At 71.0% G+C, this 14,951-nt stretch carries 14 protein-coding genes; 9 read left to right on the top strand and 5 right to left on the bottom strand.

Annotated elements, in window-relative coordinates:
• Positions 1–86: 86 nt before the first annotated feature.
• The 5 genes from DW299_RS09190 (at position 87) to DW299_RS09170 (ending at position 5,463) form a co-directional block, all read left to right on the top strand.
• The gene (locus DW299_RS09190) at positions 87–599 is read left to right on the top strand and encodes a DUF3817 domain-containing protein (RefSeq protein WP_136033563.1); all 513 of its coding nucleotides are present in this window, start codon (positions 87–89) and stop codon (positions 597–599) included.
• Positions 596–2,182 carry a glutamine-hydrolyzing GMP synthase gene (gene guaA, locus DW299_RS09185; protein ID WP_136036402.1) on the top strand — a complete coding sequence of 529 codons (1,587 nt, stop codon included), beginning with the start codon at positions 596–598 and terminating at the stop codon, positions 2,180–2,182. The genes DW299_RS09190 and guaA overlap by 4 nt, the downstream gene beginning before the upstream one ends.
• 48 nt (positions 2,183–2,230) lie before the next feature.
• Entirely contained in the window at positions 2,231–3,619 is a 1,389-nt protein-coding gene (locus DW299_RS09180) for a glycosyltransferase (protein ID WP_136036401.1), read from the top strand.
• Between the two features lie 118 nt (positions 3,620–3,737).
• Positions 3,738–4,166: a YciI family protein gene (locus tag DW299_RS09175; protein ID WP_136033557.1), complete on the top strand. Its 429-nt coding sequence runs from the start codon at positions 3,738–3,740 to the stop codon at positions 4,164–4,166.
• Between the two features lie 10 nt (positions 4,167–4,176).
• The gene (locus DW299_RS09170) at positions 4,177–5,463 is read left to right on the top strand and encodes an RNA polymerase sigma factor (protein WP_136036400.1); all 1,287 of its coding nucleotides are present in this window, start codon (positions 4,177–4,179) and stop codon (positions 5,461–5,463) included.
• Between the two features lie 134 nt (positions 5,464–5,597).
• On the opposite strand, the gene DW299_RS09165 is transcribed toward DW299_RS09170, so the two are convergent.
• Entirely contained in the window at positions 5,598–5,870 is a 273-nt protein-coding gene (locus DW299_RS09165; protein ID WP_136033553.1) for a GlsB/YeaQ/YmgE family stress response membrane protein, read from the bottom strand.
• A 159-nt stretch (positions 5,871–6,029) separates the two neighbouring features.
• A complete protein-coding gene (locus DW299_RS09160) occupies positions 6,030–6,956 on the bottom strand; it encodes a Bax inhibitor-1/YccA family protein (protein ID WP_136036399.1) in 927 nt (308 codons plus the stop codon).
• Between the two features lie 90 nt (positions 6,957–7,046).
• Between DW299_RS09160 and DW299_RS09155 the strand changes: the two genes are divergently transcribed.
• Positions 7,047–8,033 (top strand): glycerophosphodiester phosphodiesterase family protein, encoded by a 987-nt coding sequence (locus DW299_RS09155; RefSeq protein WP_136036398.1) that lies wholly within the window; start codon positions 7,047–7,049, stop codon positions 8,031–8,033.
• 10 nt (positions 8,034–8,043) lie between these two features.
• Here DW299_RS09155 and DW299_RS09150 read toward each other — a convergent pair whose 3' ends face one another.
• A complete protein-coding gene (locus tag DW299_RS09150; protein WP_136036397.1) occupies positions 8,044–8,442 on the bottom strand; it encodes a YccF domain-containing protein in 399 nt (132 codons plus the stop codon).
• Positions 8,443–8,531: 89 nt separating this feature from the next.
• On the opposite strand from DW299_RS09150, the gene DW299_RS09145 reads away from it, so the two are divergent.
• Positions 8,532–9,548 carry an ABC transporter ATP-binding protein gene (locus tag DW299_RS09145; RefSeq protein ID WP_136033545.1) on the top strand — a complete coding sequence of 339 codons (1,017 nt, stop codon included), beginning with the start codon at positions 8,532–8,534 and terminating at the stop codon, positions 9,546–9,548.
• Positions 9,545–10,564, top strand: a complete 1,020-nt coding sequence (locus DW299_RS09140; protein WP_136036396.1) for an ABC transporter permease — start codon at positions 9,545–9,547, stop codon at positions 10,562–10,564. The genes DW299_RS09145 and DW299_RS09140 overlap by 4 nt, the downstream gene beginning before the upstream one ends.
• Positions 10,565–10,576: 12 nt before the next feature.
• Here DW299_RS09140 and DW299_RS09135 read toward each other — a convergent pair whose 3' ends face one another.
• Complete coding sequence (locus DW299_RS09135; RefSeq protein WP_168443104.1) at positions 10,577–11,308, bottom strand: hypothetical protein; 732 nt, start codon at positions 11,306–11,308, stop codon at positions 10,577–10,579.
• On the bottom strand, positions 11,302–11,625 hold the full coding sequence (locus tag DW299_RS19010) for a hypothetical protein (protein WP_168443103.1): 324 nt from the start codon (positions 11,623–11,625) through the stop codon (positions 11,302–11,304). Before DW299_RS19010 ends, DW299_RS09135 begins: the two co-directional genes overlap by 7 nt.
• 263 nt (positions 11,626–11,888) lie before the next feature.
• On the opposite strand from DW299_RS19010, the gene DW299_RS09130 reads away from it, so the two are divergent.
• Positions 11,889–14,951 (top strand): lamin tail domain-containing protein (locus DW299_RS09130; protein ID WP_136036394.1); only part of this gene is annotated, 3,063 nt, incomplete at its 3' end.

The following is a 14,951-nucleotide window of genomic DNA, read 5'->3' as shown; positions in this document are numbered from 1 at the left end:
AGCGATCCCGGCGGCCTCCGTCGTGCCGCGGGCGACGGAGCCGCCGGCCGGATTCGGCATCGGGCGACCCCGACTAGACTGGACCCATGCCCGAACCGAAAGTCGCCAGCTTTCCGGCGATCCGCGGTGCGCTGAAGTTCTACCAGATCGCGTCGATCATCACGGGAGTCATGCTGCTCCTGCTGTTGACCGAGATGGTGCTCAAGTACACGCCGATCCACCTCGAGCTCTTCGCAGGAGGCTCCGGCGGACCGCTCTGGTTCGCGGGCGTGATCGCGGGCCCCGACTGCCAGTGGTGGTCGCTGTTCGCCCCGATGACGAACTCCTGCGAGATGACGTCGCTGGGCGACGGCTTCAACCTGTCGCTGTTCATCCTGGTGGCCCACGGCTGGTTCTACGTGGTCTACCTGTTCGCATGCTTCCGCATGTGGAGCCTGATGCGCTGGCCGTTCCCGCGGTTCATCCTGCTCGCCCTCGGCGGTGTCGTGCCGCTGCTGTCGTTCTTCATGGAGGCCATCGTCGCCCGTGAAGTGAAGTCCTATCTCGCCACCCGGGAGGCCGAGGAGGCCTCCGCGACCGCCCCGGAAGGTGTCCGTTGACCGAACAGTCCGAGACCCAGCAGCGCCCCGCGCTCGTCGTCGACTTCGGCGCGCAGTACGCGCAGCTGATCGCCCGTCGTGTGCGCGAGGCCGGCGTCTACAGCGAGATCGTGCCGCACACGGCCACGGCCGCGGAGATCGCCGCCAAGAACCCGGTGGCGATCATCCTGTCCGGCGGCCCGTCGTCGGTGTACGAGGAGGGGGCGCCGAAGCTCGACCCCGCCGTGTTCGACCTCGACGTGCCCACGCTGGGCATCTGCTACGGCTTCCAGTACATGGCGCAGACCCTCGGCGGCGAGGTCGCGAACACCGGGCTGCGCGAGTATGGCGCCACCGATGCCGTGATCTCCGGCGACGGCGGCGTCCTGCTGGGCGGGCAGCCCCCGGAGCAGAACGTGTGGATGAGTCACGGCGACCAGGTCGCGAAGGCGCCGGAGGGCTTCGAGGTCCTCGCCACGACCGAGGCGACCAAGGTCGCGGCGTTCGCGAACGAGGAGCGCCGTTTCTACGGCGTGCAGTGGCACCCCGAGGTCAAGCACTCCGACCACGGCCAGCGCGTGCTGGAGAACTTCCTCCACAAGGGCGCGGGGCTCGCGTCCGACTGGAACCCCGACAACGTGATCGCCGAGCAGGTCGAGCGCATCCGCGAGCAGGTCGGCGACGCCCGCGTCATCTCGGCGCTGTCCGGCGGCGTCGACTCCGCGGTCTCGACCGCTCTCGTCCACAAGGCCATCGGCGACCAGCTCACGGCGGTGTTCGTCGACCACGGGCTGCTCCGCAAGGGCGAGCGCGAGCAGGTCGAGAAGGACTACGTCGAGTCGACCGGCGTGCGGCTCATCACGGTCGACGCGGCCGAGACCTTCCTCGGACACCTGAAGGGTGTGACCGACCCGGAGGAGAAGCGCAAGATCATCGGCCGCGAGTTCATCCGCGCGTTCGAGAAGGTGCAGCTCGACCTCGTGGAAGAGGCGAAGGCCGACGGCGGCGCCCCGGTGAAGTTCCTCGTGCAGGGCACGCTCTACCCCGACGTGGTGGAGTCCGGCGGAGGCGCGGGCACCGCGAACATCAAGTCGCATCACAACGTGGGCGGCCTGCCCGACGACCTCGACTTCGAGCTGATCGAGCCGCTGCGGGCCCTGTTCAAAGACGAGGTGCGTGCGATCGGCCGTGAACTCGGCATCCCCGAGGCGATCGTCGGACGGCAGCCGTTTCCGGGGCCCGGTCTCGGCATCCGGATCATCGGTGAGGTCACCGCTGACCGTCTCGAGATTCTGCGTGAGGCCGACGCCATCGCCCGCGAAGAGCTGACGAAGGCGGGACTCGACCAGGAGATCTGGCAGTGCCCCGTGGTGCTGCTGGCCGACGTGCGCTCGGTGGGCGTGCAGGGCGACGGCCGCACGTACGGCCACCCGATCGTGCTGCGTCCGGTGTCGAGCGAAGACGCCATGACCGCCGACTGGACGCGCCTGCCGTACGACGTGCTGTCGAAGATCTCGAACCGCATCACGAACGGGGTGCGCGACGTGAACCGGGTCGTGCTCGACGTCACGTCGAAGCCCCCGGGGACGATCGAGTGGGAGTGACGGGGGCCGAGTGATCGGCTCCCGCGTCCGCCGAGGAGGTGCGAGACGATGACCGAGGAGTCCCCACCCGTGCTTCCGGACGCGGACTACCTGGTGCTGTCCAGCCGCCTCATCCCGGGGCTCGACGGCGGATACACGATCGCGACCCTCGCCCGCGCCCGGATGCTGGCCGCGGCGGGCGTCGGCGACGGCGCCGGACCGGAACTGCTGACGTTCGATCCGGGCACCGCCGCCGACCACGCGGAGCATCGACGGGTGTTCACGGAGCGCGGCGCGCTGTCCGACCCGGGGCGGATGCGCAACCTCTTCGATGAGGCCGTCGCACCGGAGGGCGGGGCGGCCGCGTGGCTGCGGGAGGCCGCCGATGCCGCCGTCGTCGCCGACCCCGACGTCGAGTACCGGGTGCTGCGCGACGTCGAGGGCCGCCCGTTCGCCGCGCTCCCGGTGATCCCGGGCAACCCGGACTGGCACCTGACCGACGAGCCGGTGCTGGTGTACGACGCCGCGGGAGCAGTGGCCGGCGCCCTGCACGGCTTCCGCGGCCTGTACCGGGCGTGGCTCGACCACGTCGTGGCCGCCTCGGGCGACCGTCGCGTCGTCGTGATCTGCGAGTCGCGGCAGCTGGGCGAGCTCATCGCCGACTGGGACGACCCGCGCGTGCGCATCGTCCACACGATCCACACGATGCACGTGGAGGCGCCGTACACGCCGGACGCGACCATGAACACGCTGTGGACGCGGTGGTTCCGCCTGGCCGACCGCTTCGACGCGGTGGTCTGGCCGACCGCGACGCAGCGTGACGACGTGGTCGCGCGTTTCGGGGCGTCCGCGAATCACGTCGTGGTGCCCAACCCGATCGCGCCGGTCACGGCCCGCGCCGACCTGCGCGAAGACGGTCTCGTGGTGGTGCTGGGACGTCTCGCGCCCGGCAAGCGCATCGACCACGCGATCCGCGCGTTCCTCGCCGCCGACGTCGCCGGCACGCGGCTGGAGATCTGGGGCACGGGGCCGGAGCAGGAGCAGCTGGCGGCGCTGATCGCCCAGCTCGACGCGGGCGACCGCGTGGTGCTCGGCGGGTATGCCGACGACCCGGCCACGGTGCTCGACCGGGCGTCGCTGCTGCTCACGTCGACCGCGTTCGAGGGGCAGCCGCTCGGGGTCGTGGAGGCGCTGCTGCACGGCACACCGGTCGTGTCCTACGACGTCCGCTACGGCATCCGCGATGTGCTCGGGGCGGGTGGCGGCGTGCTGGTGCCCGCGGGCGACGAGGGCGCACTGGCGACCGCGCTCCGCGATCTGCTGACCGATGCCGATCGTCTGGCCGTGCTGCGCGCCGAGGCGCCGTCGGTCGCGGCGGCCTGGAGCCCCGAGCGCTCCCTCGCCGCCCTCACGGGCGTGATCGCCGAGGTCTCCGCCCGCCCCTCTCGACGCGCCTGATCCGCGGCGGCGCGGACGTCGCAGGAAAACTTCTCCGTCGATGTCGATCCGGGCCGTTCCCGTTCGACGTCTTCAGTGAGAGGGTCGAGAGACGGCCCCATCCGACAAGGAGAACATCATGAAGTTCATGCTCATCATGCGCGCGACCGACGACGCGGTGGCGGCGTACCAGGAGATGCCCTTCGAGCAGGTCATCGAGGCCATGGGGCGGTACAACGAGTCGATGATGAAGGCGGGCGTGCTGGTCGCCGGCGAGGGCCTGACGGACGCCGCGGAGGGCTTCGTGGTGGACTTCAGCGCCGACAAGCCGCTGATCACCGATGGCCCCTACGGGGAGACGAAGGAGCTGTTCAACGGCTTCTGGATCGTGGAGGTGTCGTCGCGCGAGGAGGCTGCGGAGTGGGCGAGCCGTGCGCCGCTCGGACCCGGGTCGTACCTCGAGGTGCGCCGCGTGACCGGCCCGGAGGACTTCCCCGCCGACAACGAGTGGATCGAGAAGGAGGCGGGCTGGCGCGAGGAGCAGGCCCGCCGCGCCGAGCAGCAGTGACCGCCGGCCGATGGACGCGCACGACGTGACGGCACGCTCCGCCCCCGCAGAGGGGTCGGCGGAGCGGGCCGTCGCCGCGGTGTGGCGCATCGAGTCCGCACGCATCGTGGGCACGCTCACCCGCATGGTCGGCGACTTCGGGCTCGCCGAGGATCTGGCGCAGGAGGCGCTGGTCGACGCACTGCGCCAGTGGCCCGTCGACGGGGTGCCGCGCAATGCGGCCGCGTGGCTCACCGCGGTCGCCAAGCGCAAGGCGGTGGACGCGTGGCGGCGTCGGGAGCGGCTGGACGACCGTCTGGCCCTGATCGCGCACGACCTGGAGCGCGAGCAGGCCGAGGTGCGGGATCCGTGGGACCCCGATGAGGTCGACGACGACGTGCTGCGGCTCATCTTCATCGCGTGCCACCCCGTGCTGTCGAGGGAGGCGCAGGTCGCGCTGACCCTCCGCGTGGTCGGCGGGTTGTCGAGCGAGGAGATCGCCCGGGCGTTCCTGGTGCCGACCGCGACCGTGCAGCAGCGCATCGTGCGGGCCAAGAAGACGCTCGCGGCGGCCCATGCGCCGTTCGAGGTGCCGCCGCGCGACCAGCATGCGCAACGGCTCGGGGCGGTCCTGGGCGTGCTGTATCTGGTGTTCAACGAGGCGCACGCGGCGAGCAGCGGCCCGGAGTTGATGCGTCCGGAGCTGAGCGAGGAGGCGATCCGTCTCGCGCGCGTGCTGGCGGCGCTGATGCCGCGTGAGCCGGAGGTGCACGGTCTGCTCGCGCTGATGGAGCTCACCGCCGCCCGGTTCCCGGCCCGCCGCGACGCGAACGGCGACCCGGTGCTGCTCGCGGATCAGGATCGTGGCCGCTGGGATCGCAGTCGCATCGTCCGGGGTCGCGCCGCGCTGGCGACGGCGGACGGGCTGGGACGCGGTCGCGGGGTGTACGGCCTGCAGGCAGCGATCGCGGAGTGCCATGCCATCGCGGCCTCGGTCGACGACACCGACTGGGATCGGATCGTGCTGCTGTACGAGGCGCTCGGTCGCCTGGCCCCGTCCCCGGTCGTGGAGCTGAACCGCGCCGCGGCGGTGGCGATGGCCACGGGCCCCGCGTCGGCGCTGCGCATCGTCGACCAGCTCGCGGCGTCGGGCGCGCTGCGCGGCTATCACCTGCTCCCGGCGACGCGTGGCGAGCTGCTGCGGCGTCTCGGGCGGGAAGACGAGGCCCGCAGCGAGTTCGCGGTCGCCGCGGGCATCGCGGGCAACGACCGCGAGCGTGCGCTGCTGGAGCGCAAGGCCCGCGGGGCGGTGAGCTGAGCCCCGCCGTAGGGCCGGGCCATCCCCGCGAGGACGGGTCCGGGGGAAACGAAAAGACCCGCCCCTCACGGATGCTGTCGCAGCCGTGAGGGACGGGCGTGATGACGCGGGGGCGCGTCGAGTGGGGTCGCGCGTCAGTCGTTGACCTTCTGGCCACGGCCGACGATGAGGCCGTAGATCAGCAGCACGATGATCGAGCCGCCGATGGCGAGGAGCCAGGTTCCGAGGTCCCAGAACTCCGTGAGAGGACGGTTGAGGATCAGGCTGCCGAGCCATCCTCCGAGCAGGGCGCCGACGACGCCGAGCAGCAGCGTAACGAACCACCCGCCTCCCTGCTTACCGGGCAGGATCAGCTTGGCGATGGCTCCGGCGATGAGGCCGAGGAGAAGAAAGCCGAGAAAGCTCATGGTCAGCTCCTTGATGTCGGGAGCCCCGGGGTGCCGGGGCTTCGTGATATCCACAGTGCCGCGATCGGCAGTCGCGTGCCAACCCCTTGCGCCGCACTCCCCGGATATGGCAAGAGGCCCGCCTCCCCGAGGGGAGACGGGCCTCTGTCGCGACGGGCGTCAGTTGTTGCCGCGGGCGATCGCGATGATCCGCAGGATCTCCACGTACAGCCAGACGACGGTGACCATGATGCCGAAGGCGCCGAGCCAGCCGTACTTGCGGGGAGCGCCGTTGCGCACACCCTGCTGGATCTGGTCGAAGTCGAGCACCAGCGAATACGCGGCCATGATGACCACGAGCACGCCGATGATCAGACCGAGCGGGATACCCATGATCTTCGCGCTGTACAGACCGAAGGCTTGCTCAGCGGGCAGGACGTTCGTCCACATCAGCACGAGGTTCAGCAGCGAGAAGACCAGATAGCCGATCATGGCTACGAGGAAGATCTTGGTGGCCTTCTTGGAGGCACGGATCTTGCCGCTCGCGAACAGTGCCAGGGTGACGCCGACCACAGCGATCGTGGCGAGCGTCGCCTGCAACACGATGCCCGGCCAGCGGACCTCGAAGAACGCGGAGATGCCGCCGATGAACAGGCCCTCGAACGCCGCGTAGGCGAAGATCAGCGCGGGGCGGACCGTCTTGCGCGAGGTGAAGGTGATGACCATCGCGAGCACGAAGCCGCCGAGCGCGCCGATGATCCACGGCAGCATGTTGACGGTGTTGCCGCCGTACGGGTCGAAGCGCGGGGCCGAGATGCCGCCGAGGGTCCACGCCCAGCCGACCGCGGCGGTGACGAGGAGGATCGCGAACAGTCCAGCGGTCTTCCACACCGTGTCCTCGACCGACATGCGGTCGGTCTCGATGGCGCCGGCGGGCGGCGCCGCGTACATGCCCTCGAGCTGCGCGTTGGTGGCGGCGTCGACGGAGGCGTGCGTGAACGAGGCGTTCTGCGCACCCTGAGCAGCCTGCGGAGCGCCGGGATACGTCGCGACGTTGCGCGGGTCCTGCTGCTGGAACGCAGGATTGTTGAAAGCGAAGTTGCTCATTGGTGGGCCTCACTCCAAAGGGGGGTAGTAGGTCGCTTTCCTCCACGATACCCGGGCGGCGACACGCGCGGGGTGTTCTACGCTGTGAGCGTGCCCAGGAAAAACCCGCTCGTGATCGGGCATCGCGGAGCCCCCGGCTATCGCCCGGAGCACAGCCGCTCCTCCTATGAGCTCGCGCTGGCGATGGGCGTGGACGCGGTCGAGCCCGACGTGGTGGCGACGAAGGACGGGGTGCTGATCGTGCGCCACGAGAACGAGATCTCGGGCACGACCGACGTCGCGGAACACCCCGAGTTCGCCGATCGCCGGACGACCAAGCGCGTGGACGGCGCGACGCTGACCGGCTGGTTCACCGAGGACTTCACGTGGGACGAGCTCGCCACGCTGCGCACCCGCGAGCGGCTGCCCGAGGTGCGGGTGTCGAGCGCGAGCTTCGACGGGGGCCAGGCGATCCTGCGGCTGCGTGAGGTGCTCGACCTCGTGCGCGAGGGGTCGGTGGAGCACGGCAGGGAGATCGGCGTGGTGCTGGAGGTGAAGCACGCCACCTACTTCGCGAGTGCCGGTCTCGACCTGGCGCCGCTCATCGCCGCGGAGCTGCGCGAGGCCGGATGGGCGGACGGCGCGCTGCCGCTGGTGATCGAGAGCTTCGAGTCGACCGTGCTGCGGCAGCTGCGCGCCCTCGGGGTGCCGGCGTCGTACGTGTATCTGATCGAGGCGAAGGGGCGTCCGTACGACCTGGCCGTCGCGCAGGGGAAGCGGGCGCGCACGTACCCCGAGACGGTGACGCCCGCGGGGCTCGACGCGCTGGTGGGTGAGGTGGACGGCATCAGCGTCGACAAGAAGATGCTGCTGGCCGAGGGGAACACGATCGTCGCGGATGCCCACGCCCGCGGCCTGTCGGTGTTCACGTGGACCTGCCGCCCCGAGAACGCGTTCCTCGCCCCGCGGTTCCGCGGCGACGGCGGGCGCGGGGCGTTCGGCGACTACGAGGCCGAGTGGGACGCGATCGCGCGGCAGGGCGTGGACGGCGTGTTCGTCGACCACCCCGACCTGGGTGTCGCGTTCTTCCGGGGCTGACGTCCGCGGGTCAGAGCGTGCGGTCGAAGGCGCCGCGGCGGGTGGAGACGATCTCCTTGCCGAGGGGCATGAGCGAGACCGAGATCATCTTGAAGTCGGCGATGCCCATCGGGATGCCGATGATGGTGACGCACAGGGCGAGGCCGGAGACGATGTGTCCGATCGCGAGCCACCAGCCCGCGAGGATGACCCAGAGCACGTTGCCCAGGAACGAGCCGACGCCGGCGGTCGGCTTGCTGACGACCTCGCGGCCGAAGGGCCAGATGGCGTAGCGGGCGATGCGGAACGAGGCGATCGCCCAGGGGATGGTGACGATCGGGATGCACAGCAGCACTCCGGCGAGCAGATAGCCGAGGAAGAGGGCCCAGCCGGCGAGGATGACCCAGATGATGTTGAGGATCGTGCGCATTCTGCGATTGTGTCATCCGGTCGCGGGCGCGGCTGGGGATCCGCCCGGAGGTCCCGGGTGGGCGCGCGAACCGATGCCAGACTGACCGCATGACCGGAATATTGGTGCAGGACGTCAGCAGGGCCTTCGGGACGGTGCAGGCCGTACGCTCGGCCACCCTCCGCGCGGAACCGGGCAAGGTGACCGGACTGGTCGGGCCCAACGGTGCGGGCAAGACCACGCTGCTGCTCATGCTCGCGTCGCTCCTGGCACCCGACACCGGCACGATCCGCATCGGCGGCGTCGACCCGGCCGAAGATCCGCTCGCGGCCCGGCGACTGCTCGGCTGGATGCCCGACGCCCTCGGCGCCTGGCCCTCGCTCACCGCCCGCGAGACCATCGTCACGACCGCCCGGCTCTACGGCATCACCGCCGCGGATGCCGCCGTCCGCGCCCAGCAGCTGCTCGCCCTCGTCGGCCTGGGCGAGCTCGCCGACTCGCCGGCCAAGGTGCTGTCGCGCGGACAGAAGCAGAAGCTCGGCCTCGCCCGCGCCCTCGTGCACGACCCCCAGGTGCTGCTCCTCGACGAGCCGGCCTCCGGGCTCGACCCCGAAGCGCGCGTGCAGCTGCGGGTGCTGCTGCGCCGGTTCGCGGCCGAGGGTCGCACGATCCTCATCTCCAGCCACATCCTGTCGGAGCTCGAAGAGGTCGTCGACGACGCCGTGTTCCTCGTCGCCGGATCGGTGGTCGACGCCGCCCCCGCGCAGAGCAGCGTGCGCGCGTGGCGCATCCGCCTGGCGGGCGTCACCCCGGAGCGTCTGAGCGCCGACACCTGGCAGGTGGCATCGCAGCTCGGCCTCGCGCCCGAGTCGCTCGCCGTCGACCGCGGCGCCGTGCTCGTGGGGTTCGCCGGGGAGGACGCGGCCGCCCAGTCGCTGCGGCGGCTCGTGGAGGCGGGACTGCCCGTGGCGGAGTTCGCACCGGCGCAGAGCGACCTCGAGCACACGTTCCTGCACCTGCAGCACCCCGCGCCCGCACAGCCGGCGACCGCGCCGACCCCGCCACCGCCCGCCCCGCCCGCGGCCACATCGCCCGCGACCACCGAAGGAACGGAGGCCGGCGCATGAGTCTCGCGAACATCGGCATCATCGCCCGGCTCGAACTCACGCAGCGGCTGCGGAGCGTCGGCTGGTACGTGCTCCTCGGCGTCTTCGCCCTCGTGCTGCTGGGCATCACCGGGCTCGCGTTCGCCGTGTACTCCTGGGGCGACGCGGTCGGCGCCGGGGTGTACTCCATCGTCGTCAACATCGTGCTGCTGCTCGTGGTGCTCGTCTCGCCGACGCTCAGCGGCAACGCGATCAACGGCGACCGCGATGCCGCCACCCTCGGTGCGATCCAGGTCACGGCCGCGTCGACCGGCGACATCATGCTGGGCAAGCTCCTCGCCGCCATCGCGACCGGCGGGGCGTTCCTGCTCGTCGCCGTGCCGTTCCTGGCGCTGTCGTTGCTCGGTGGCGGCGCCGATCCGCTCGTGCTCCTGGTGTCGCTGCTCGTGCTCGCGGCCGAGATCGTGGTGGTGGCCGCGATCGGGGTCGGGCTCAGCGGGCTCATCGCGCGCCCCCTGTTCTCCGTCGCGGCCACCTACCTCGTCGTCTCGGGGCTCGTGGTCGGCACGCTGATCGTCTTCGCGCTGGGCGGCATGGCGATCCGCAGCGAGGCCACCAGCTACAGCCGTCCGTACGACGCGAACGGCAACGTCGAGTGCGACCGGTGGGAGGTGTCGACGACCTACGAGGCGCCGCGCTTCGACCTGGTGTGGTGGGCGCTCGCCGCGAACCCGTTCGTGGTGCTCGCGGACGCCACGCCCACCGAGTTCTCCAGGGACGGGTACCCCGTCGACCTGTTCGGCCAGATCAAGTACGGCCTGCGCAGCGCCCAGCAGTCACCGCTGGAGCAGCGGTGGGACGAGTGCGACACGGACGGGAACTACCGCACACCGCAGGAGGTCATCGAGTCGTCGGTGCCCAGCTGGTTCGTGGGGCTCGGGGTGCAGGTCGTGATCGCCGGATCGCTGTTCGCCGGGGCCTGGGCGCGCACCCGCACGCCCGCGCGACGCCTGCCACCCGGCACGCGGATCGCCTGACGGTACGGGAGGTCACGCCCTGTGCTCGGATTCTCTGACCCAGCTCGAGTACTCGACGAGTGCTCTGACGTCCGACGCCGCCAACACGCGAAGGTCGTCGTCGGGGAACAGGGTCTGAACGGTGAGCACAGGATGGCCCTCCGCATCGAGACGACTTCCCACGGCTTCGAGGTTGAGCGGATCGGCGCGGACGATTCGAGCGTGTGCATCGCGCACCTGCGCGAGCGTGTGGGCGGAGGCTACGACGCGGAGATCGTCGCCGAAGAACGGGCGTAGTCGATCCCGCACCGTGTCGACGTCGTACGCCACCACGTAGTGAAGGTAGTGGCGTGACCCGTGACGCTCCTGGCACAACGGAACCCACTCGGCCGCGAGGGGCGGATCGTCGGAGAACAGCAGGTTCGCTACGTCCTCGGCGAACGGCGCGTCGAACGGCGCGGGAACATGCTCCTCGATCCCGCGGAATCTCGCCGGCGGTTCGCGCGTTAACGCTGGACGCGCCGAGATCACCCGGAGCGCACGCTCCGTCACCGTTGCCTGGATCTGCACGAGGCCGCCGTCCTGAGCGGCCAGAAGTTCGGCGCTCGGATCGGTGAGACGCAGTCGCGCTCCTGGAAGCGGTGGTTCGGAGGGGCGCTCGATCTCAAGCTGGGAATCGCCCTCTCGTCGAAGAGCGCCCGTGCATGTCACCGTCGAGCCCACGCCGAGGAATGCTGTAAGGGGTTCGATAGGGGGCATCAGCATCCGCAGGGGTCGTAGGGGTTGTCTTCCAGGACCCAGAGCGCGTATTTATAAGGCGGCCATGGGTAACCGGGTGCCTTCGTGTCGCGACGGCACTGGTGATCATAGAGGCCGTACTTGGCCGCGAGGCCAGACGACTTCAGATGCTTCCAGCGAGCTTCGCAGGTGCTGATCGATTTGAAACCGCTTTGCCATGGACGCCAATGCATCGCCGCGCTAGCCTGCTCTGCTGTCCCGATGGTCAGCATGAAGGCCAACAGGGCCGTCAAAATGGCGGCGGAGAATCGGGATCCCCGCCCGGAATTGACTGTCGTTTGCACGTTGCTACTCCCTCGAAACTGGTGGACCCGGGCATCAGGACCGGTCGGAATCCGGGCCTCGTGCGGGCCACGGTAAGTCGAAGTCGCGGGTACGCGGACGCAGGGGTTTTGGGATATCGGGATGAAACAGCGACGGAGGCCGCGGGATCGCCACCCGCCGTTCACCCTCCGTGCACCGGGCGGACCGACGGCGTCCACCGGGGGTCGGTGGTCTGGGCTCATACCCGTCTGAGCCCGTCCGGGCGATCCCTCCAGGAGACTCCATGCCCCGCTTGCAGTCCGCAGCGGCGGTCGCGGCGGTGTGCGCACTGAGCGCCGCCGCCCTGCTCGCCGCCCCCGCCGCGGTCGCCGCCACCGGCGTCCGTCCGACCGAAGAGACCGCGCCGGTCGCCGACCCGTCGGGGCTCGTACTGAACGAGATCGTCTACGACGACGCGCCCACCGGGCTCGCCGACCAGGTCGAGCTGTACAACGCGGGCGACACCCCCGTGGACCTCGCGGGCTGGACCATCGCGGACGAGAAGCGCGACAGCGTCGGTCGAGCACCGGAGGGCACGGTGCTGGCGCCCGGCGAGTTCCTCGTGCTCGTGAAGGACGTGGACTTCCCGTTCGGGCTCGGCAAGGGCGACGAGGTCGTGCTCGTCGACCCCAGCGGCGTCGAGGTCGACTCCTACGCGTACGACAACACGGCCCCGCTGTCGGTATGGGCGCGTTGCCCCGACGGCACGGGGGCCTGGGCGCCGGCGACCGCGGTGACGCCGGGAGCGCCCAACGACTGCAGCGTTGCGCCCGTCGACGGCTCGATCCGCATCAACGAGGTCGACTCGCAGCCCGCCGACTGGGTGGAGTTCCACAACCCGGGCACCGAGGCGCTCGACCTCTCCGGATACGAGATCCGCGACAACTCCGACGACCACCGCTGGACGTTCCTGCCGGGCACGCAGATCGCGGCGGGACAGTTCCTCGTGGTGGAGGAGGGCACGATCGGCCTGGTCGACGGCGTCGAGACCGCGTTCCGCGACCCGATCGGCATCGGCAGCGCCGACCGCATCCGTCTCTTCGACGCGTCGGGAGCGATGATCGACGACACGCTGCCCTGGCAGGGTCATGCCGCGATCGACGGGGACGCCGCCGCTGCCACCCTGGCCCGCTGCCCCGACGGGGTCGGCGCGTTCGTGCTCGCCTACGCGACCCCGGGAGCGGCGAACTCCTGCGTCCTGCCGTCGGTCGCGATCAACGAGATCGAGTCGAACGGCGACGCCACCGACTGGGTCGAGGTCATCAACACCGGCAGCACGCCGGTCGACCTGTCGGGGTGGACCGTGATGGACAACGACCCGGTCGGGCACGCCGCCGAGACCACGCCGCTTCCCGCCGGCACCGTGCTGGCGCCCGGCGGTTACCTGGTGTTCGACCAGCCCGAGGATTTCGTCTTCGGGCTCGGCAACGGCGACACCGTGACGATCCGCGACGCGAACGGCACCGCGGTCGATCAGCACGTGTACCCCGCACACGCCGAGGGTGTGTGGGCGCGCTGCGCCGACGGCTCGGGCGAGTTCATAGATGCACCAGCCGCCACCAAGGGAGCGCGCAACGCCTGCGGCAACCCGGTGCGCATCAACGAGGTGGAGTCTGACGGCGGCTCGCCCGACGACTGGGTCGAGCTCGTGAACCCGACGACGGTGGCCCTCGACGTGTCGGGCATCGTCGTGAAGGACGACGACGACGCGCACGCCTACGCGATCCCCGCCGGCACCTCGATCGCCGCGGGCGGCTACCTCGTGATCGAGCGCGCGCAGCTCGGGTTCGGCCTCGGCGGAGGCGACGCGGTGCGGGTGTTCGACGGCGATCTGCTCGTCGACGAGACCAGCTGGGGTGAGGGGCACGCGGCCGTCACCTGGGGCCGCTGCCCCGATCTGACGGGCGCCTTCGCGGTCACTGCGGAGTCGACCAAGGGTGCAGCGAACGTGTGCGCCGGCGAGGTGCCGGTGGGCGTGTGGCCCGGCTCCGCGGAGGTGCGCGTGGTCGACGAGACCCCGACGTTCCTGGAGGACAGCTCCGGCCTCGACGTGCAGGAGACGGCCGACGGTGCGGTGCTGTGGGCCGTGGACAACGGCGAGGGGCGCATCTGGAAGCTCGATGCGCACGCCGACGGCTCGGTCGAGAAGGCCGACGGCTGGGACGAGGGCAAGCGCGTCCGCTTCCAGAAGGATGCGCAGGACCCCGGCGCCGCCGGCCCCGACACCGAGGGCATCACGGTCGACGGCGACGGCTTCGTCTACGTCGCCTCCGAGCGCGACAACAGCGCGAAGGGCGTGAACCGGAACGTCGTGCTGAAGGTCGACCCCGAGGCGAACGCCGGAGACCTGGTCGCCCTGCAGGAGTGGGACCTGACGGCACTGCTTCCCGCGGTCGGCGCGAACCTCGGCGTGGAGGCCGTGCAGTGGGTGCCGGACGCGGCGCTCGCCGGGAAGCTCTTCGACGACACCACGGGCGCCGCCTACGACCCCGCCGACCACGCCGGTCACGGCAGCGGCCTGTTCCTGGTCGCGGTGGAGGACAACGGGCACGTCTACGCTTTCGCGCTCGCCGCGGACGGCACCGCGACCCTGGTGTCGGAGCTCGCGCCGGGTCTCGCCGGCGTCATGGCCCTCGACTGGGACACGGTGCGGAACACGCTGTGGGCGGTCTGCGACGACGGCTGCCAGGGTCGTTCGGCCGAGGTCACCCTCAACGGCACCGCACAGCCGGGCATCGCCCACTATGCGCGACCGGCGGGCATGCCCGACATCAACAACGAGGGCTTCGCGACCGCGCCGGCCTCGCTGTCTGTCGACGGACAGCGCCCGGTGTGGTGGTTCGCCGACGGCTTCGCCGCGCAGGCGCTGCGCATGGGCACGCTGCCAGGCGGCGTGGACGGCGAGAACCCGGGCGGCGAGAACCCGGGCACCGGCACTCCGCCGCTGCCGGGGACCGACCTCGTCGACGGCAACCGTCACGGCGTGACGGTCGACCCGGCGGTCGCGAGCCGGGGTCAGCGGGTCACGGTCTCGGTCGGCTCCGCCGCCGCCGGCACCGCCGCCGAGGTGTGGCTGTACTCCGACCCGGTGCGCCTCGCCACGGGGACCCTCTCGGCGACGGGTGCCCTCACGGTCACGGTCCCGGCGGACGCGGCCCTCGGCGCGCACCGCATCGCGGTCTACGCGGCGGACGGAGCCCTGCTGGGCTGGGCTGATCTGCGCATCGCGGAGGGCACGGGCGCCGCGGGCGGCCTCGCTGCCACGGGCGCAGAGCTTCCGGTCGCGGCGGCGGTGCTGGCGCTCGTG

The sequence above is a fragment of the Microbacterium sp. K35 genome (assembly GCF_004794375.1).
GTDB classification, from domain to species: domain Bacteria; phylum Actinomycetota; class Actinomycetes; order Actinomycetales; family Microbacteriaceae; genus Microbacterium; species Microbacterium sufflavum.
Note: the sequence above shows the minus strand (reverse complement) of the source record. Positions and strands in the feature narration are given on the sequence as shown.

What these genes read in the sequence shown, in the direction of transcription:
- DW299_RS09135 (WP_168443104.1), bottom strand. Translation starts at nt 11,308, where the DNA reads ATGCTGATGCCCCCTATCGAACCCCTTACAGCATTCCTCGGCGTGGGC.
- DW299_RS09150 (WP_136036397.1), bottom strand. Translation starts at nt 8,442, where the DNA reads ATGCGCACGATCCTCAACATCATCTGGGTCATCCTCGCCGGCTGGGCC.
- DW299_RS09170 (WP_136036400.1), top strand. Translation starts at nt 4,177, where the DNA reads ATGGACGCGCACGACGTGACGGCACGCTCCGCCCCCGCAGAGGGGTCG.
- DW299_RS09145 (WP_136033545.1), top strand. Translation starts at nt 8,532, where the DNA reads ATGACCGGAATATTGGTGCAGGACGTCAGCAGGGCCTTCGGGACGGTG.
- DW299_RS09190 (WP_136033563.1), top strand. Translation starts at nt 87, where the DNA reads ATGCCCGAACCGAAAGTCGCCAGCTTTCCGGCGATCCGCGGTGCGCTG.
- DW299_RS09140 (WP_136036396.1), top strand. Translation starts at nt 9,545, where the DNA reads ATGAGTCTCGCGAACATCGGCATCATCGCCCGGCTCGAACTCACGCAG.
- DW299_RS09180 (WP_136036401.1), top strand. Translation starts at nt 2,231, where the DNA reads ATGACCGAGGAGTCCCCACCCGTGCTTCCGGACGCGGACTACCTGGTG.
- DW299_RS09175 (WP_136033557.1), top strand. Translation starts at nt 3,738, where the DNA reads ATGAAGTTCATGCTCATCATGCGCGCGACCGACGACGCGGTGGCGGCG.
- DW299_RS09165 (WP_136033553.1), bottom strand. Translation starts at nt 5,870, where the DNA reads ATGAGCTTTCTCGGCTTTCTTCTCCTCGGCCTCATCGCCGGAGCCATC.
- DW299_RS09160 (WP_136036399.1), bottom strand. Translation starts at nt 6,956, where the DNA reads ATGAGCAACTTCGCTTTCAACAATCCTGCGTTCCAGCAGCAGGACCCG.